The sequence below is a fragment of the Streptomyces sp. NPDC104309 genome (assembly GCF_055584025.1).
This window is the reverse complement of record NZ_JBVJMV010000004.1, coordinates 411,391-428,346: the sequence shown is the minus strand read 5'-3', so window position 1 is coordinate 428,346 and position 16,956 is coordinate 411,391. Positions and strand designations below refer to the sequence as shown.

The following is a 16,956-nucleotide window of genomic DNA, read 5'->3' as shown; positions in this document are numbered from 1 at the left end:
TGGCTTCCTAAGTTCTGGGACGTGCCCCCACGTACCGATAAGACGACCGCCCTCCGGGTAGCCGTACTCGCCGACTCCGACACCCGGTGGAAATGGGGCGCGCTCACCGCGCGCCGTCTCACCACCGGTGGGTCCGAGAGGTCGGCGCAGCACGTCGAGATCACCGGGCTCCTGCTGCGCGGCCGGGCCACCCCGACCCCGCGCCAGCTCGCCGAGGTCGGCGACGTCGGAATCGGCGCCGAGCGGGTGCGTGAGGTGACGGCCGTCGAGTTCCTGCACACCGTGCGCGACGAGGGATACGACATCGTCGTCCTCGCCCTCGTCGGCGGAGCCGTCCAGGCGATGCTGCACGGCCTCGCCGCGCTGCGGCTGCCCGCCAGGCCCGTCGTCGTCACCGGCTATGTCGGCGTCGTCTACGAGAAGCTCGCCGACGGACTGCTGCTGCGGCACGGCGCGGACGTCGTCCTCGCCAACTCCCGCCACGACGCGGAGCGCTTCCGCGCGGTGTACGAGGGAGTGGGCGCCGACGCCTCGGCCGTCACGGAGGCCGCACTGCCGTTCCTCGGCGGCGAGCCGTACCGCCCGACCGAGGGCCGCGACACGGTCGTCTTCGCCGCCCAGCCGTCCGTACCGGCCTCCCGCGCCGACCGCACGTATCTGCTGCGCAGGCTCGTCGAGCACGCCAGGCTGCACCCGGACCGCGAGGTGCTGCTGAAGCTGCGCTCCAAGCCCGGCGAGCACACCACTCACATCGAGGAACTCCCCTACCAGCGGCTCGCGGAGAAGCTGCCCGGCGGACTGCCGCCCAACCTCCGCCTGGTGTACGGGCACATGGGCGAGGTCCTGGACCGCACCGATCTACTGGTCACGGTCTCCTCGACCGCCGCGCTGGAGGCCCTGCACCGGCGCATCCCGACCGCGGTCCTCACCGACCTCGGCGTCCGCGAGACCCTCGGCAACCACCACTTCATCGGCTCCGGCCTGCTCACCTCCTGGGACCACCTGGACGGCGGCCACGGCCCGGAGCCCGACGCCGCGTGGCTGGCCGGCCAGGGCGTCGCCGCCGACGGCTCGTACGCCACGGCCTACAACCACGCCCGCGCCCGCGTCGACGCCCTGCTCGCCGCCGGCCGGCTGCCCGATCTCGCCCCGTACTACACGCCCGCCACCGCGCCCGGCTACCTGCCCGGCATCCTCGCCCGCCACCACCTGGCGCCCGACGGCCACCCGCTGCCCGGCACCGACCGGCCGCGCGAGACCGGCGGGATGCGCGGCGCGGTCCGCGACGCGGTACGGGAAGCGGCGCGCGGCGCGTACCGGCAGGGCGTCCAGCGGGTCGCCCCGGTGATCCGACGGATGGGCGAGCTGTGAACACCACTTCAGGAGCAGAGATGACCCCGACCCCGACCGTGCTCGCCGTGATCCCCGCCCGCGGCGGATCCAAGGGCGTACCGGCCAAGAACCTCGCCCAGGTCGGCGGCGTGCCGCTGGTCGCCCGCGCCGTCCGCGCCTGCCTGGCCTCCCGCGAGGTCACGGACGTCGTCGTGACGACCGACGACGCGGCCATCGCCGACGCGGCCCGCGCCGCCGCCGACACGCTGGGCGCCCCGGAGCGGGTGCACATCGTGCAGCGTCCCGCGGCCATCGCCGGGGACAGGTCGAGCAGCGAGGACGCGGTGCTGCACGCCCTGGACGCGTACGAGGCGATGCGCGAGCGCACGGCCGACGTGGTGCTGCTGGTCCAGTGCACCAGCCCCTTCGTCGTACGGGAGGACATCGACGGCGTCGCCGCGGCGGTCGCCCACGACGGCGCCGACACGGCGGTCACGGTCGCCCCCTTCCACGGCTTCCTCTGGCGCGACGGCAGTGCGCTCGAAGAGGACAACCACGGCGTCAACCACGACAAGTCCGTCCGGCAGATGCGCCAGGACCGCCCGGAGGACCTGCTGGAGACCGGCACCGCGTACGCCATGAACGCCGCGGGCTTCCGTACCCACCGCCACCGCTTCTTCGGCCACACCGCCCTGGTGCGCACCGACGCGGCGCGGGTCCTGGAGATCGACGACCCGCACGACCTGGCCCGCGCCCGCGCCCTCGCCCCGCTCCTGGACCCCTCACCGCTGCCCACCTTCGACGACGTCGACGCGGTCGTCCTCGACTTCGACGGCACCCAGACCGACGACCGGGTCCTCATCGACGCCGACGGACACGAGATCGTCGCCGTCCACCGCGGCGACGGCCTGGGCATCGCGGCCCTGCGCAAGGCCGGAATGCCGCTGCTGATCCTCTCCACGGAACAGAACCCGGTCGTCGCCGCCCGCGCCCACAAGCTCCGCATCCCGGTCCTGCACGGCATCGACCGCAAGGACCTGGCACTCAAGCAGTGGTGCGACGAACAGTCCATCGCTCCGGAACGTGTCCTCTACGTGGGCAACGACGTCAACGACCTGCCGTGCTTCGCACTCGCCGGCTGGCCGGTCGCGGTCGCGAGCGCCCATGACTCGGTACGGGCCGCGGCACGCGCCGTCACGACCACCTCCGGCGGCTTCGGCGCCATCCGCGAGATCGCGGCCTGGCTGCTGGGCCCCACCCTCACGAAGTCCCCCGAGTAACCCCCGAGTCCCCCAAGTAACCCCCGAGTCCCCCCGAGCACTTCCCCCAAGTAAGGAACGCACCTCATGAACACCTCCCGTCTGCGCACCCTCGGCACCCGTACCGCGGGCCCGGGTCGGCCCGTCTACGTCACCGGCGAGATCGGCATCAACCACAACGGCGACCTCGACAACGCCCTCGCGCTGATCGACGTGGCCGCCGAGGCCGGCTGCGACGCCGTCAAGTTCCAGAAGCGCACCCCGGAGATCTGCACCCCGCGCGACCAGTGGGACATCGAGCGCGACACCCCGTGGGGCCGGATGACGTACATCGACTACCGTCACCGCGTCGAGTTCGGCGAGGCCGAGTACCAGGCCATCTCCGAGCACTGCGCCAAGCGCGGCATCGACTGGTTCGCCTCCCCGTGGGACACCGAGGCCGTCGCCTTCCTGGAGAAGTTCGACGTCCCCGCGCACAAGGTGGCCTCGGCCTCCCTCACCGACGACGAGCTCCTGCGCGCCCTGAGGGCGACCGGCCGCACCGTCATCCTCTCCACCGGCATGTCGACCCCGCGTCAGATCCGCCACGCGGTCGAGGTCCTCGGCAGCGACAACATCCTGCTCTGCCACGCCACTTCGACGTACCCGGCCAAGGCCGAGGAGCTGAACCTGCGGGTCATCAACACCCTCCAGCAGGAGTACCCCAACGTCCCGATCGGCTACAGCGGCCACGAGACCGGCCTCCAGACGACCCTCGCGGCCGTCGCCCTCGGCGCCGCGTTCGTCGAGCGCCACATCACCCTGGACCGCGCCATGTGGGGCTCCGACCAGGCCGCCTCCGTCGAGCCGCAGGGCCTCACCCGCCTCGTCCGCGACATCCGCACCATCGAGGCCTCGCTCGGCGACGGCGTCAAGAAGGTGTACGAGTCCGAGCTCGGCCCGATGAAGAAGCTCCGCCGCGTCGCGGGCGTCGTCGCCGAGAGCGCCGAGAGCGCCGAGGCGGCCCCGGCCGCCGAGCCGGTCGCGGTCTGACGGGCCGACCGGTGAACCTCGCCTTCGTCGAGAGCCCGGTCCAGCTCCTGAACGTCCTGGAGTGGGCCTACACAGAGGGAGGCGATGACCACGTCCTTGCGGACATCACGGTCGTCGTCCTCCCCCCGGTCGACCCGATGTCGCGCGGTCAGCTGCGCCGGATGGCGGAGCTGGCCCGCGACGAGGGCGTCAACGTCCGCTGGCAGGAGGCGCGCGGCGGGGCCGGCGCGCCCCTGAAGACCCTGCGCTCCCTGGCCGGACTGCTGCGCGGGGCGGAGCGGATCGTGATCGGCGACCCGTTCTCCCGCTACGTCCAGCTCCTGCTCACCATGGTGCGCGCCCGGCGCCTCACCGTGGTCGACGACGGCACGGCCACCATGGAGTTCGTCGCCCAACTGGCGCGCGGTGAAAGGCTGGTGCGCTGGCACCGCAAGGGCAGTTCGGGCCCGCGCGAGCTGGTCCTGGCCCCGGTCACGGCCCGCGCCCGCAGCCGCTTCACCCCGTCCGCCACCCGTACGGTCGAGGTCTTCACGGCCATGCCGGTCGAGGCTCCGCCCGGCGTCACCGTCACCCCCAACACCTTCGCCTGGACCCGCGCCCGCTTCGGCCCGCCGCTGCTCACCAAGGGCGCGGACCTGGTCGGCACCTCGCTGGTCGAGACGGGCGTGGTCGACCGGGCCCAGTACCTGGAGGCCGTCGCGGCCCTGGCCCGCACCCATGGGGCCACCCGCTACTTCGCCCACCGCCGCGAGTCCACCGACAAGCTCCACGCCCTGGAGGCCGCCACCGGCCTGGAGATCGTCCGGCCCGACCTCCCCCTGGAACTCATCGCCCGCCGCGGCCCCATCGGCCGCACGGTCCTGAGCTTCCCCTCCACGGTCGTCCACACCCTGCCCCTCGCCCTGTCCGGCACGGACGTCAAGGTCGCGGTCTGCGACATCGCCCCGGAATGGCTCCGCGACACGGCGTCGCCGCGCGCCCAGGGCTTCCTGTCCGGCGTGACGGAGACGGCCCGAGACGTACAACGGCTGGCGCCCTGGCGGGCGACGGCGGTGACGGAGGCGTAATAGGTGAAGAAAATCCCACTGGCTGGACGCATGACCTCTGCATAGAGTCCTGTGGGATTCCTTTCTTCGGGGAATCTTCATCTTCTCGTGGCTGGGGTGGGGATTGTGTGGAGACGTTCGTGCGGTCGAAGAAGGGCCGGGGCGGTGGCCGCCGCCGCGTTGGGCTTCATCGCGGTGGGAGTGCTGACGCCGCAGGCGACAGCGGCGGGACCGGTCGGCAGTGACACCGGGGGCGCCAAAGGGGCCGTTGTTCCGTGGAGTCCGGCGCGGGCTCCGTCGAAGCCCTCCGGTTCGAGCCCCACGGCCGACCTGCTGCGGATGGCCCAGCAGGACCAGGCGGTCAAGGGGCGCTGGCAGTTCGAGGAGACGACTTCCGGCACACCCGCGAGCACTCCGGACGCCGCGGAGCAGTCCCCGCCGATGAACCTGTACGGGAGAGCGCAGCTCGGGCCGGGGTGGATCGATGACAGCGGTCTCCAGCTGAACGGCGTCGATTCCTATGCCGAGGTCCCGGCCGTGCCGGTCGACACGAGTTCGAGTTTCACGGTGACCGCATGGGCTCAGGCGTCCGCGCTGTCGGACCATCCCATGACCGTGATCAATGCTGCGGGAAGCACGCGCAGCGCCTTCGAGCTGCGTTTCAAGTCCGCGCCCGGTGATTCCGAAGGGTTTGGACGCTGGGAGTTGACACTGCCCGACGCGGACAGCCCAGGGGCTGTGACCAAGCAGGTATCCAGTACGGAATTCTCCGATGTCCGTGACTGGAACCACCTGGCGGTGGTTTACGACAGCCTCGCCAAGCAGGCCCGGCTCTACGTCAACGGCATACTCCAGGAATTCAGGTGTGCCGACGACGACGGAGACGGCCGGCCGGACGACAGCACGTGCCAGGACGAGGTTTCCTGGGCGGATGACGTTCAGATGTTCAAGGCTGACGGGCCCCTGCAGGTGGGACGTGCGATGTCGGACACCGCGGGTGAATACTTCGTCGGAACGATCGACGATGTCTGGGTCTTTCAAGGAGCGTTGAACAGTAGTCAGGTCGCTTCTATCGCCGGCGCCTTGTTCGGTCTCCCGACCGAGGTTCCGCCCGGCGCCTGAAGTTGCCGAGCAGCGCGCACAATGAGGGTTGCGCCGCACCCCAAAAGCGGGCGTAGCGTGGTCAGTCGGACCTGATCTGGGGGTGACTGACCATGCGGTTCCACGAGGAATCCGGCATCGGCGACCGCATGGCCCGGCTGCGCCGGCGGCGGAAGTTCACACAGGAGGGGCTGGCCGAGCGGGCGGGAGTCTCGGTCGATGTCGTGCGCAAGTTGGAGCAGGGCGTTCGAAGCACCGCACGGCTCACCACCCTCAACTCCCTCGCCCGGGCGCTGGACGTGGAGACGTCCGTGCTCGTCGGGCAGCCGGCCACGTTCGAGGTGCGGACCGAGCAGGAACAGCCTTCCGTGCTGGCTCTCCGGCAGGCGGTCTCGCCCGTCGAGGGCGTCCTGGGCGAGGAGCCTGATTCCGAGGACCCGCCCACACTCGCCCAGTTACGGGCGGCGCTCCGCTCCACCGAGCGCATCCGGCGCGAGGGCCGCATGGGCGAAATCGGCCTGTTGCTACCGCGGTTGATCGTCGACGCACGAGCCTCGGCACGAGCTCTCAGCGGCGCCGAGGCCGCGTCGGCCCATTCCGTGCTGGCGGAGTCCTACCAGGTCGCCGCGACCACGCTGACCGCCTTAGGCAAGGAGGACGCGGCGTTCACCGCCCTGGAACGGGCGGCCGAGGCAGCCCGGAAAGGGGACGACCCGCATCTGGAGACGATGGGTGTCGCCAGTCTGGCCTGGGTCTTCACCAGGCAGGGGCGACTGGTCGACGCGGAGCGGGTCGCCACCACCACTGCCGAACGCATCGAGCCCACCTTTCGCTCGCACCCTGTCCAGCTGTCGCTCTGGGGAATCCTGCTGCTCCGTGCGGCGACGGCTGCCGTGCGCGCCGGGCGGCACGGCACCGTACGCGAACTGCTCACACTGACGAGTGCCGCCGCCGCCCGGATCGGCGCGGACCGGCTGGACTACGCGACGCCCTTCGGCCCTACGAACGTGGGTGTGGCCGAGGTCAACTTCCTGGTGGAGATGGAGGACGGGGCGGGGGCCCTCCGCGCCGCCCGCGCAGTCCCGGACCTGCAGTCGCTGCCGCCCACATGGCTCGCCCGCTTTCATGTCGACCGCGCCCTCGCCTACGCGGAGTTGAACAAGGAGGACGGCGCTGCGCAGGCGCTGCTGACGGCCGAGAGCATCGCGCCGGAGTGGATGCGCTACCACTCGACCAGCCGCCGCCTGGTGTCCGACCTGCGCGGCAGGCAGCGGCGCCGCACCTCTCCCGTGGCAGCCCTCGCGGAGCGGCTGGGACTGGACGACTAGGACACCCGGTCCTACCGCCGGGGCGGATTCGCACGGAGCGTCCCTGTCGGAGCGCGGGAAGGCGCCCTAGCGTGACGTCACCGCTGAACGAGGATGTATCTACGAGAGCAGGGCCTGCCATGCCGACCCCCGTAACCCGCCTGCTCCCCTGGACCGGCGCCGACGACCGGATCTGCCTGCTGATCACCGACGGGCGTGGGCATGGTCCCGTCTCTCGCGTCGCCGACCAGGTCGAAGCCGTCCAACTCGGCATGGGGGTGGAGCTGATCGGGCATGCGGAGGATCTGATTGCGGACCCCGGGACCGACGCGGCTCAGGTTCGGTACGTGGCCGTGCGTCTGACCGAGGCCCTGCGTGACGCGGTCCGGGTGGCGGTGAGCCGTGGCGAACGGTTGAGGGGGACTGAGCGGCCTGCGCCCGAGTGATCCCCAGCCTTGCCGGTGACCGTCGCCGACGCCCCTGGCCTTCGAGTGCACGCCTCGGTCATGAAGCGGACACAAGACTCCGCATGCCTCCCTCACAGAAAGAGGGCGTGTCCTTCATCTCCTGCCTGTGGCCATGGGTCCACCGGCTGCAGCCGGGTGTGGCGGTGAGCAGAGGCAGTTCGGCTTGGGCCGGCACCGATTCGGGTGACGCGTCATCCGGCGGAGTGGGAGAGAGCGTCCGACAACGCGGGCAGAGCGCGGTGGACGCGTCGCTCTGTGCCTACGTACCCCGTGCGCAACTGTGTGGCATCCACTTCGAGGGCGGCGGCGATCGCTTCGAGTACTTCGTCGCTCGGCCGTCGCGCGCCACGCCCCACGGAGCGGATCACGGCGTAGGAGACATGGGAAGCAGTGGCAAGACCGGCTTGGGTCGGGCGGCGCGAGCGGCGACACGCCTGCCGACCTCACACGAGTCTTCGGCGGACATGATCCGACCGTACCCACACCATCACGGCGAGGGTACGGAACGTCGGCTACTCGTTGACGATCGTGGTCAGGTCCATGAGGGAGTCGAACAACCAGTCCGCAACTCTCCGCACCTTCGGGTCGCCCGCCCACAGATGACCCCACGGTCCGCGGCGAAGGTGCACCGTGCGTAGCCCGGCCGCATGCGCCGCGAAGACATCGTTCTTGGGGTGGTCGCCGACGTAGACGGTTTCCCATGCCCGGGCCCGGGATGCGTCGAGTACCCGTGCGAAGAATTCCGGGGACGGCTTGGCGCACCCCCACTCCTCAGAGGTGGCGATGAGGTCGGCGGGCAGAGCCAGTGCCCGGATCAGCTCTCCTGCGCGCGTTGTCTGGTTCCCTGCGATGACGACTCGCATACCGAGCTTCCGCAACGCGGAGAGCGCGGGGCGCGCGTCCTCGTACACATCGGTCTCGTCGAGGTACTCGCCGCGGCCCGCGGCCTCACGGGCGGCGTACTCGGCCGGGACGTCGATGTCCGGCTTCAGGAGGCGGAGGGCTTCCGCATTGTCCAGCCCCTGTGCGGTGACGGCTCCCACGAGCGCGGAGAGGGTATGCCTGGGCACCGAAAGCCAGTCGGCCCAGGACGCCCAGTACCGGTCGTCTCGCACGAGCGTCTCACCGATGTCGAACACGATCGTCTTCACTCGACGAGCCTAGGCCGTGACCTCGAACTGCCGCCTGCCGCGCGGCTCACGAAGAGTCGAGGGATGCGGTGCGGGGGACGGTGAGCCGCGTGGAACTCGTCGGCAGGCGCTCTCCGTTGCCGTGCCGTCAGGTCCGGGCGAAGCGCATGTCGAGGAACGCGACCCCTGAGCGGGAAGCCTCCGGCTCTCAGGGTTCCTTGGGGGACGATCCCGATAGCGGGTAGGGACGCGTCGACGCGAGCATCTACCCATGAAATCAAGCGAGTTGACGGAACGACAGGTCAAGAGGTTCAGGACGGCGCTTCTTGCCGGGCCCGCGTTGATGGCCGGGTACGGAGTGGTGCGGCTGACCGGGCGGGCGGTCAGTGACTACGGGCCCGGTGTGTGGTGGACGATGGCGCATCTGCTGTTCCTGGCCGGGGTGCTCGCGTTCGTGCCGGTGTTCCTGGGGTTGCGGAGACTCGCCGGGGAGCGCGGGGGCAAGCGGGTCGCCGTAGAGGCGGCCGCCTGGACCGGGCTGCTCGGGACGGCGGCGGTGGCCGTCCAGGCGGTGATCGACCTGGTGGTCGGGTTCGTCGCGGCGGACGAGCAGGCCATGAGCGACCTGTTCGGGCGGGTGCAGGACGTACCCGGGATGATGCCGTTGGTCTACACGGTGGTGCCGATGCTGTTCTGGTTCGGGCTGCTGGGCTTCGTCACCCTGCTCGCGTTCTTCCGCCGGGACCTGGTCCGGGCGTGGGCGCCGGTGCTGGTGCTGGCGGGGACCGTGCTGATGGCCCTGAGTCTGGACCTGCTGACGGCCGGAGCCCTGTGCATCGGGCTGGCGATGCTTCCGGTGCGGCGTGGGCTGCGGGGGACGGAAGGCGTGGCGCGCGGTCCGGTGCGGGTCCGTACCACCGCCGTGAAGTAGGAGGTGATGGCAAAAATGGGTGAGTTTACCCAGCTGGACCTCGCGCCACACGTCACGACGCAGTCATTTATTCGTCTATGTGGCTGAACTTTTCTTGTTTCATGGTCAGTTGACGAGGGAAGGGGCTTACCCTTCACCAGGTGAACCAGTTGATGTCCCGTGATTCCGATGCCCAGCTGCCCGGGGGCGAGGCGCTGCCCGGCGCCCTGCCCGAGTCCTTGCGTGCCGAACTGATCGCCTTCCGGCGCGACCTGCACATGCACCCCGAGCTGGGCAACCAGGAATTCCGTACCACCGCGGCCATCAAGGCCCGGCTGGAGAAGGCGGGACTGGAACCGCGGGTACTGGACACCGGGACCGGGCTCCTGTGCGACGTGGGCGGCCGGGAGGGTGACACACGGCCCATGCTCGCCCTGCGCGCGGACATCGACGCCCTGCCCATCCCGGACACCAAGGCGGGGGTCCCGTACCGGTCCACCGTCCCCGACCGGGCGCACGCCTGCGGGCACGACATCCACACCACCGCGGTCCTCGGTGCCGGGCTCGTGCTCGCCGGGCTCGACCGGCAGGGGCTGCTGCCGAACCCGGTGCGGCTGATCTTCCAGCCGGCCGAGGAAGTGCTGCCCGGCGGTGCGCCCGACACGATCGAGTCCGGGGCGCTGGAGGGCGTCGGGCGGATCATCGGGGTGCACTGCGATCCGAAGGTGGACGTGGGGCGGATCGGGCTGCGGGTCGGGGCGATCACCTCGGCCTGCGACCGGCTGGAGGTCAGCCTCGACGGCCCCGGCGGGCACACCGCCCGGCCGCATCTGACCACCGACCTGGTCACCGCCGCCGCCAAGGTCGCCACCGAGGTGCCCGCACTGCTGGCCCGCCGGGTCGACGCCCGTGCCGGGCTCGCCGTCACCTGGGGGCGGCTGGAGGCCGGGCACGCCTGCAATGTGATCCCGCAGCACGCCGAACTCTCCGGCACCGTGCGCTGCCTGGACCTGGCGGCCTGGCGCGAGGCGCCGGACCTCGTGCACGCGGCGATCGACGAGGTGGCCGGGATGCACGGGGCCAAGACGGTGATCGACTACGTCCGTGGCGTCCCGCCCGTCGTGAACGACGCCGCCGTGATCGATCTGCTCGCGGGGGCGATGACCGCGCGGCGCGGATCGTTTGCGATCGAGGACACCGAGCAGAGTCTCGGCGGCGAGGACTTCTCCTGGTACCTGGAACACGTCCCGGGGGCCATGGCCCGGCTCGGGGTCCGCACGCCCGGCGACACCGCCCGTCTTGACCTGCATCGTGGCGATTTCGACGCGGACGAGGAGGCGATCACGGTTGCGGTGGAGCTCTTCACTGCCTGCGCGTTGCTCGACGGCAACCATCCGTAACCGGACGCGTCACCTCTGGTTCGCGACGATCCGATAACGGCTTCCGTACAGGGCTTTATCTGACATCTACGCGCGTTACGATCGCCGCGAAACCAGCGCCGGAAGAGGCGCTTCGGTCAGGTTTGAAGGAGCCTTCCCTTGCGCCGGGTATCCAAGATCACCGCTGCGTGTGCTGTCACCGCGGCCCTCGCGCTCACCGCCACCGCGTGTGGCGAGTCGTCCACCGAGAGCTCCGGCTCCGACAAGGGCAAGATGAAGATCGGCATGGCCTACGACGTGGGCGGCCGTGGCGACAACTCGTTCAACGACTCCGCCGCGCGTGGTCTGGACAAGGCCAAGTCCGAGTTCGGTGCCACGACGAAGGAGCTCACCGCCAAGACCGGTGAGACCCCGGCCGACCGCGAGCAGCGCCTCGAATCGCTCGCCGAGGGCGGCTACAACCCGGTCGTCGCGATCGGCTTCGCGTACAAGGACGCGGTCGACAAGATCGCCGCCAAGTACCCGAAGGTCAACTTCGGTCTGGTCGACTCGGTCTCCGACGCGAAGAACGTCGACAGCATCGTCTTCACCGAGGAGCAGGGCTCGTACCTCGCGGGTGTCGCCGCCGCGCTGAAGTCGAAGGACGGCCAGGTCGGCTTCATCGGCGGTGTGGACCTGCCGCTGATCAAGAAGTTCGCCGCGGGCTTCCAGCAGGGTGTCCTGGACACCAACCCGAAGGCCAAGGTGCAGATCCAGTACCTGTCCACCGGTTCGGACCTGTCCGGCTTCGGCAGCCCCGACAAGGGCTCGTACGCCGCCAAGGGCATGCTCGACAAGGGCGCCGACGTCATCTTCGCCGCCGCGGGCGGCTCGGGTGCCGGTTCGATCGAGGCCGTCGCGGGCAAGAAGGGCGCCTGGTCCATCGGCGTCGACTCCGACCAGGCCCTCGACCCGGCGCTGGCGAAGTACAAGGACACGATCATGACGTCCGTCGTCAAGAACGTCGACGGCGGTGTCTACGACCTGATCAAGTCCGTCAAGGACGGCAAGCCGGTGGTCGGCACGCAGACGTACACCCTGGGCAAGGGCGGCGTCAGCCTGACCACCACGGGTGACCACCTCAAGGACATCCAGGCCAAGCTCGACGAGGCGAAGAAGAAGATCGCCGACGGCACCATCGAGGTCAAGACCACGACCTGATCCGGCCCGTCGATCGGGTCCCGGGCAGGGGGTGCCTTTGAAGTCCCGCCGTCAGGCGGGATTTTGAAGGCACCCCCTGGTCGCTTCGGCCTCGCGCGGGCCCCGATTCGCGTACGGCTTCCCCCTCATTCGCCGTAGCCGTACGGACACGGTCCGCCACCTGTCATCAGGTGGCCAACGATTCAGCGGCGCTACGCGCGTAGCGCCTGCCGGGCGCGGTACCTTTCACCACGCTTCCACCGCCTCCGTCCCATCGCCTCCGCCCTCCGCTCCTGCCAAGGAGAGTGCGCCATCAACGCGTCCAGCAGTCCCCATGCCGTGGAACTCCGCGGCATCACCAAGCGGTTCCCCGGAGTCGTGGCCAACCACGACATCGACATCACCGTGCGCCGTGGCACCGTCCACGCTCTCGTCGGCGAGAACGGCGCCGGCAAGTCCACTCTGATGAAGATCCTGTACGGCATGCAGAAGCCGGACGAGGGCACCATCGCGGTGGACGGCGAACAGGTCTCGTTCCACAACCCCGGCGACGCCATCGACCGCGGTATCGGCATGGTGCACCAGCACTTCATGCTCGCCGACTACCTCACCGTCCTGGAGAACGTCGTCCTCGGCTCCGAGAAGCTGTACGGGATCGGTGACCGGGCCCGCGCCAAGATCAAGGAGATCTCCGACGCCTACGGTCTCGGTGTCCGCCCGGACGCCATGGTCGAGGACCTCGGGGTCGCCGACCAGCAGCGCGTGGAGATCCTCAAGGTCCTCTACCGCGGCGCCCGCACCCTGATCCTCGACGAGCCCACCGCCGTCCTCGTACCGCAGGAGGTCGACGCGCTCTTCGACAACCTGCGCGAGCTCAAGGCCGAGGGCCTGACCGTCATCTTCATCTCGCACAAGCTGGGCGAGGTGCTGTCGGTCGCCGACGAGATCACCGTCATCCGGCGCGGTACGACGGTGGGCACCGCCGACCCGAAGCACACCACGACCAAGCAGCTCGCCGAGCTGATGGTCGGCAGCGAACTCCCGTCGCCGGAGACCCGCGAGTCGACCGTCACCGACACCCCGATGCTGACCGTCGAGGGACTGCGGCTGAGCGCCACGGACCCGGACGGTGTGGTGCGTTCGGTGCTGGACGGCATCGGTTTCACCATCCACAAGGGCGAGGTCCTGGGCATCGCGGGCGTCGAGGGCAACGGCCAGTCCGAGCTGGTCGACGCCATCATGGGCATGCGGCAGCTCGACGGCGGTGTGCTCACCCTGGACGGCGCCGACATCTCCCGCACGCCGACCCGCAAGCGCCGCGAGGACGGCATGGCCGTCATCCCCGAGGACCGCCACCGGCACGGGCTGCTGCTGGAGGCCCCGCTCTGGGAGAACCGCATCCTCGGCCATGTCACCGAACGCCCCAACAGCAAGGGCGTGTTCCTCGACCTCAAGAGTGCCCGCGCCGACACCGAGCGGATCGTGCGCGAGTACGACGTCCGCACCCCCGGCATCGAGGTCACCGCGGCCTCCCTCTCCGGAGGCAACCAGCAGAAGCTGATCGTCGGCCGCGAGATGAGCCACGCTCCGAAGCTCCTGATCGCCGCGCACCCCACCCGGGGCGTGGACGTCGGCGCCCAGGCGCAGATCTGGGACCAGATCCGCGAGGCGCGCCGCGAGGGGCTGGCGGTGCTGCTGATCTCCGCCGACCTGGACGAGCTGATCGGGCTCTCCGACACCCTGCGCGTCATGTACCGCGGCCGGCTGGTCGCGGACGCCGACCCGGCGACCATCACCCCGGAGGAGCTCGGCTCGGCGATGACGGGCGCGGCCACCGGCCGCCTCGAAGCCCCGGACGAGACGCCCGCACCGGGCGGTGCGGAAGCCCCGGCTGCCGAAAGCACCGACACCGACCCCCGGGACGGGGGAGAGGACCGATGAAGAAGATCGACAAGGAGCGGCTGCTCCTGGGGATCGCGGCCCCCGTACTCGCGATCGTGGTCGCCTTCCTGGTGACCGCACTCGTGCTGGCCGCCACAGGCAAGGAGCCGTTCAGCGCCTTCGGCATCATGTTCGACTATGGACTGAAGTCGGACAGCCAGGTCTACATCCTGAACAAGGCGACGACCTACTACCTCGCGGGTCTCGCGGTGGCCGTCGGCTTCCGGATGAACCTCTTCAACATCGGCGTGGACGGCCAGTACCGCCTCGCGGCCTTCTTCGCCGCGGCGGTGGGCGGCGCGCTGACCCTGCCCGGCGCCCTGCAGATCCCGCTGATCATCCTCACCGCGGTGATCGTCGGCGCGATGTGGGCCGGCATCGCCGGTGTCCTCAAGGTCACCCGGGGCGTCAGCGAGGTCGTCTCGACGATCATGCTGAACGCCATCGCGACGGCGGTCATCGGCTATCTGCTCCAGCAGGGCCGCCTCGGCCACCTCGACAAGGCCGGCACGAAGATCTCCACCAAGCCGCTCCCGGAGTCCTCGCACTTCTTCGAGTTCCCGACCACCCCGTCGCCCGTCTGGGGCTTCATCGTGGTCGCGGTCGTCGCGGGCATCGCCTACTGGTTCGCGCTCTCGCGCACCCGGTTCGGCTTCGACCTGCGCACCGTCGGCCAGTCCGGCTCCGCGGCCGAGGCCAGCGGTGTCAATGTCAAGAAGATGGTCATCACCTCGATGCTGATCTCCGGTGCCGTGGCCGGTCTGATCGGTATGCCGACCCTCCTCAACGACAGCTTCGAGTACAGCGGCGACTTCCCGGTCGGCATCGGCTTCACCGGTATCGCCATCGCCCTCCTCGGCCGCAACCACCCCATCGGCATCGCGCTCGGCGCACTGCTCTGGGGCTTCCTGGAGCGCGGCACCGGCAAGCTCGAATTCGAGGGGTACGACAAGGAGATCGTCGGCGTGATCCAGGGCGTCATCGTCCTGTGCGTCGTCATCGCCTACGAAGTCGTCCGCCGCTACGGTCTCAAGCGGCAGCAGAGCAAGGTCGGCGCGGAACTCGCCGCACAGGCCGCCTCCCGAAGCTCCGACCAGCAGGCCGCCCGTAACTCCGACCAGCAGGAGGTGTCGGCGTGACCGTCACGGCGACTTCCACTCCGCCCGCCGCGGCCCCCAAGGTCTCCGGCGGCAAGGGCGGCCGTACCCGCCTCTCCTTCCCCGTCGTCCTGCTGATCGTCGCGGGCGTGCTGCTCGCGCTGTCCGCCGTACGCGCCATCACCGGCGCCGCGGACGTCACCTCGGCCGGACAGATCAGCGCGGCGCTCGCGATGGCCGTGCCGATCGGGCTCGCCGGTCTCGGCGGCCTCTGGGCCGAGCGGGCCGGTGTGGTCAACATCGGGCTCGAAGGCATGATGATCCTGGGCACGTTCTTCGGCGCCTGGGCCGGCTGGCAGACCAACCCGTGGCTCGGCGTGCTGGCCGGCGTCATCGGCGGCATGCTCGGCGGGCTGCTGCACGCCGTCGCGACCGTCACCTTCGGCGTCGACCACATCATCTCCGGTATCGCCATCAACATCCTGGCGCTCGGCTTCACCACCTACTTCGCCAAGCTCTGGTTCAACTCGGGCGAGGCGGCGGCCAAGGGCGGCAGCCCGAAGCAGTCCCCGCCGGCCGACGACATCACCTCGGTGACGATCCCGGGCCTCTCCGACTGGCTGCACTCCATCGAGAAACACCACTGGTTCTTCGTCTCCGACCTCGCCGGCGTCATCGGCGGCCTGGTCACCAACGTGTCGCTGCTGACGATCCTGGCCATCGTCCTCTTCGTCCTCACGTTCTTCGTGCTGTGGAAGACCTCGTTCGGGCTGCGGCTGCGCTCCTGCGGCGAGAACCCGATCGCCGCCGAGTCGCTCGGCGTCAACGTCTACCGCTACAAGTACATCGCGGTGATCGTCTCCGGCGGCATGGCCGGCCTCGGCGGTGCCTTCCTCTCGCTCGTCACCTCGCACATCTACAACGAGGGCCAGACCGGCGGACGCGGGTACATCGGTCTCGCCGCGATGATCTTCGGCAACTGGCGGCCCGGCGGACTCGCCATGGGCGCCGGCCTGTTCGGCTTCGCCGACGCGCTCCAGCTGCGCAACGGCGGCCAGTCCGTCCACGCGCTGCTCCTGCTGCTCGTGGTCATGCTGGCCGTGCTCGCCGCCTGGAAGCTCTACCGCAAGAGCTTCGTCCAGGGCGTGGTCAGCGCGGTCGTCGCCGCCGCGGTGCTGGTCTGGTACCTCGGTACGGACACGGTGCCCACCGAGTTCGTGAGCGCGACCCCGTACATCGTCACGCTGCTCGTCCTCTCGCTCTCTGCGCAACGGCTGCGGATGCCGAAGGCGGACGGCATGCGCTACCGCAAGGGCCAGGGCAAGTGACGGCCGGCGCGGAGGTCGACTGGGCGGCGCTGCGGAGCGCCGCGCGGTCGGTCATGACGCGTGCGTACGTCCCGTACTCGCACTACCCGGTCGGTGCGGCGGCGCGCGTCGACGACGGGCGTACGGTGTCCGGCTGCAACGTCGAGAACGCCTCGTACGGCATCGGGCTGTGCGCCGAGTGCGGTCTGGTCTCCCAGCTGCACGCCACGGGCGGCGGGCGGCTGACCCACTTCACCTGCGTGGACGGGGCGGGCGAGATCCTCGTGCCGTGCGGCAGGTGCAGGCAGCTGCTGTACGAGTTCGGCGGGCCGGAGCTGATCCTGGAGACGCCGGACGGACTGCGCACGCTCGACGAGATGCTGCCGCAGGCGTTCGGGCCGGGCCATCTGAAGTAGTCGGGCCGGCCGGCCCGTCCGGAGTGACCGGGCCGGCCGAACCGGCGGACAGC

15 protein-coding genes and 1 pseudogene are annotated in these 16,956 nt (G+C 70.2%); 14 read left to right on the top strand and 2 right to left on the bottom strand.

Features of this window, described 5'->3' with window-relative positions:
* Positions 1 to 21: 21 nt before the first annotated feature.
* From ACZ68L_RS08285 to ACZ68L_RS08255, 7 genes are all read left to right on the top strand, one after another.
* The gene (locus ACZ68L_RS08285) at positions 22 to 1,371 is read left to right on the top strand and encodes a DUF6716 putative glycosyltransferase (protein ID WP_469575180.1); all 1,350 of its coding nucleotides are present in this window, start codon (positions 22 to 24) and stop codon (positions 1,369 to 1,371) included.
* A 20-nt stretch (positions 1,372 to 1,391) separates the two neighbouring features.
* Positions 1,392 to 2,612, top strand: a complete 1,221-nt coding sequence (locus ACZ68L_RS08280; RefSeq protein ID WP_469575176.1) for a cytidylyltransferase domain-containing protein — start codon at positions 1,392 to 1,394, stop codon at positions 2,610 to 2,612.
* Between the two features lie 66 nt (positions 2,613 to 2,678).
* Positions 2,679 to 3,623 carry an N-acetylneuraminate synthase family protein gene (locus tag ACZ68L_RS08275; RefSeq protein WP_469575173.1) on the top strand — a complete coding sequence of 315 codons (945 nt, stop codon included), beginning with the start codon at positions 2,679 to 2,681 and terminating at the stop codon, positions 3,621 to 3,623.
* A gap of 11 nt (positions 3,624 to 3,634) precedes the next feature.
* Positions 3,635 to 4,690: a hypothetical protein gene (locus ACZ68L_RS08270; RefSeq protein ID WP_469575171.1), complete on the top strand. Its 1,056-nt coding sequence runs from the start codon at positions 3,635 to 3,637 to the stop codon at positions 4,688 to 4,690.
* A gap of 144 nt (positions 4,691 to 4,834) precedes the next feature.
* Positions 4,835 to 5,791 (top strand): LamG domain-containing protein, encoded by a 957-nt coding sequence (locus tag ACZ68L_RS08265; RefSeq protein ID WP_469575170.1) that lies wholly within the window; start codon positions 4,835 to 4,837, stop codon positions 5,789 to 5,791.
* Positions 5,792 to 5,883: 92 nt separating this feature from the next.
* Positions 5,884 to 7,098: a helix-turn-helix domain-containing protein gene (locus ACZ68L_RS08260; protein ID WP_469575169.1), complete on the top strand. Its 1,215-nt coding sequence runs from the start codon at positions 5,884 to 5,886 to the stop codon at positions 7,096 to 7,098.
* A 119-nt stretch (positions 7,099 to 7,217) separates the two neighbouring features.
* Positions 7,218 to 7,523: a hypothetical protein gene (locus ACZ68L_RS08255; RefSeq protein ID WP_469575167.1), complete on the top strand. Its 306-nt coding sequence runs from the start codon at positions 7,218 to 7,220 to the stop codon at positions 7,521 to 7,523.
* 212 nt (positions 7,524 to 7,735) lie between these two features.
* Here the strand turns inward: ACZ68L_RS08255 and ACZ68L_RS08250 are convergent.
* Together ACZ68L_RS08250 and ACZ68L_RS08245 are read right to left on the bottom strand one after the other, a co-directional pair.
* A pseudogene (locus tag ACZ68L_RS08250) lies at positions 7,736 to 7,942 on the bottom strand (transcriptional regulator); the annotation flags it as partial.
* Positions 7,943 to 8,056: 114 nt separating this feature from the next.
* Complete coding sequence (locus ACZ68L_RS08245) at positions 8,057 to 8,695, bottom strand: HAD family hydrolase (RefSeq protein ID WP_469575165.1); 639 nt, start codon at positions 8,693 to 8,695, stop codon at positions 8,057 to 8,059.
* Positions 8,696 to 8,945: 250 nt separating this feature from the next.
* Here ACZ68L_RS08245 and ACZ68L_RS08240 point away from each other — a divergent pair, with 250 nt between their 5' ends.
* The 7 genes from ACZ68L_RS08240 (at position 8,946) to ACZ68L_RS08210 (ending at position 16,903) form a co-directional block, all read left to right on the top strand.
* Complete coding sequence (locus tag ACZ68L_RS08240) at positions 8,946 to 9,605, top strand: hypothetical protein (RefSeq protein ID WP_469575163.1); 660 nt, start codon at positions 8,946 to 8,948, stop codon at positions 9,603 to 9,605.
* 152 nt (positions 9,606 to 9,757) lie between these two features.
* Complete coding sequence (locus tag ACZ68L_RS08235) at positions 9,758 to 10,984, top strand: amidohydrolase (RefSeq protein ID WP_469575303.1); 1,227 nt, start codon at positions 9,758 to 9,760, stop codon at positions 10,982 to 10,984.
* A gap of 138 nt (positions 10,985 to 11,122) precedes the next feature.
* Complete coding sequence (locus ACZ68L_RS08230) at positions 11,123 to 12,163, top strand: BMP family lipoprotein (protein WP_469575160.1); 1,041 nt, start codon at positions 11,123 to 11,125, stop codon at positions 12,161 to 12,163.
* Between the two features lie 318 nt (positions 12,164 to 12,481).
* Positions 12,482 to 14,083, top strand: coding sequence for an ABC transporter ATP-binding protein (locus tag ACZ68L_RS08225; RefSeq protein ID WP_469575159.1), 1,602 nt, complete (start codon positions 12,482 to 12,484; stop codon positions 14,081 to 14,083).
* The gene (locus ACZ68L_RS08220; RefSeq protein WP_469575157.1) at positions 14,080 to 15,222 is read left to right on the top strand and encodes an ABC transporter permease; all 1,143 of its coding nucleotides are present in this window, start codon (positions 14,080 to 14,082) and stop codon (positions 15,220 to 15,222) included. The genes ACZ68L_RS08225 and ACZ68L_RS08220 overlap by 4 nt, the downstream gene beginning before the upstream one ends.
* Positions 15,219 to 16,508 (top strand): ABC transporter permease, encoded by a 1,290-nt coding sequence (locus ACZ68L_RS08215; RefSeq protein WP_469575154.1) that lies wholly within the window; start codon positions 15,219 to 15,221, stop codon positions 16,506 to 16,508. Before ACZ68L_RS08220 ends, ACZ68L_RS08215 begins: the two co-directional genes overlap by 4 nt.
* Positions 16,505 to 16,903 (top strand): cytidine deaminase, encoded by a 399-nt coding sequence (locus ACZ68L_RS08210; RefSeq protein ID WP_351074352.1) that lies wholly within the window; start codon positions 16,505 to 16,507, stop codon positions 16,901 to 16,903. The genes ACZ68L_RS08215 and ACZ68L_RS08210 overlap by 4 nt, the downstream gene beginning before the upstream one ends.
* Positions 16,904 to 16,956: the final 53 nt, after the last annotated feature.

Coding starts and splice junctions, on each gene's coding strand:
- ACZ68L_RS08280 (WP_469575176.1), top strand. CDS start 1,392: ATGACCCCGACCCCGACCGTGCTCGCCGTGATCCCCGCCCGCGGCGGA.
- ACZ68L_RS08275 (WP_469575173.1), top strand. CDS start 2,679: ATGAACACCTCCCGTCTGCGCACCCTCGGCACCCGTACCGCGGGCCCG.
- ACZ68L_RS08260 (WP_469575169.1), top strand. CDS start 5,884: ATGCGGTTCCACGAGGAATCCGGCATCGGCGACCGCATGGCCCGGCTG.
- ACZ68L_RS08255 (WP_469575167.1), top strand. CDS start 7,218: ATGCCGACCCCCGTAACCCGCCTGCTCCCCTGGACCGGCGCCGACGAC.
- ACZ68L_RS08240 (WP_469575163.1), top strand. CDS start 8,946: ATGAAATCAAGCGAGTTGACGGAACGACAGGTCAAGAGGTTCAGGACG.
- ACZ68L_RS08235 (WP_469575303.1), top strand. CDS start 9,758: ATGTCCCGTGATTCCGATGCCCAGCTGCCCGGGGGCGAGGCGCTGCCC.
- ACZ68L_RS08220 (WP_469575157.1), top strand. CDS start 14,080: ATGAAGAAGATCGACAAGGAGCGGCTGCTCCTGGGGATCGCGGCCCCC.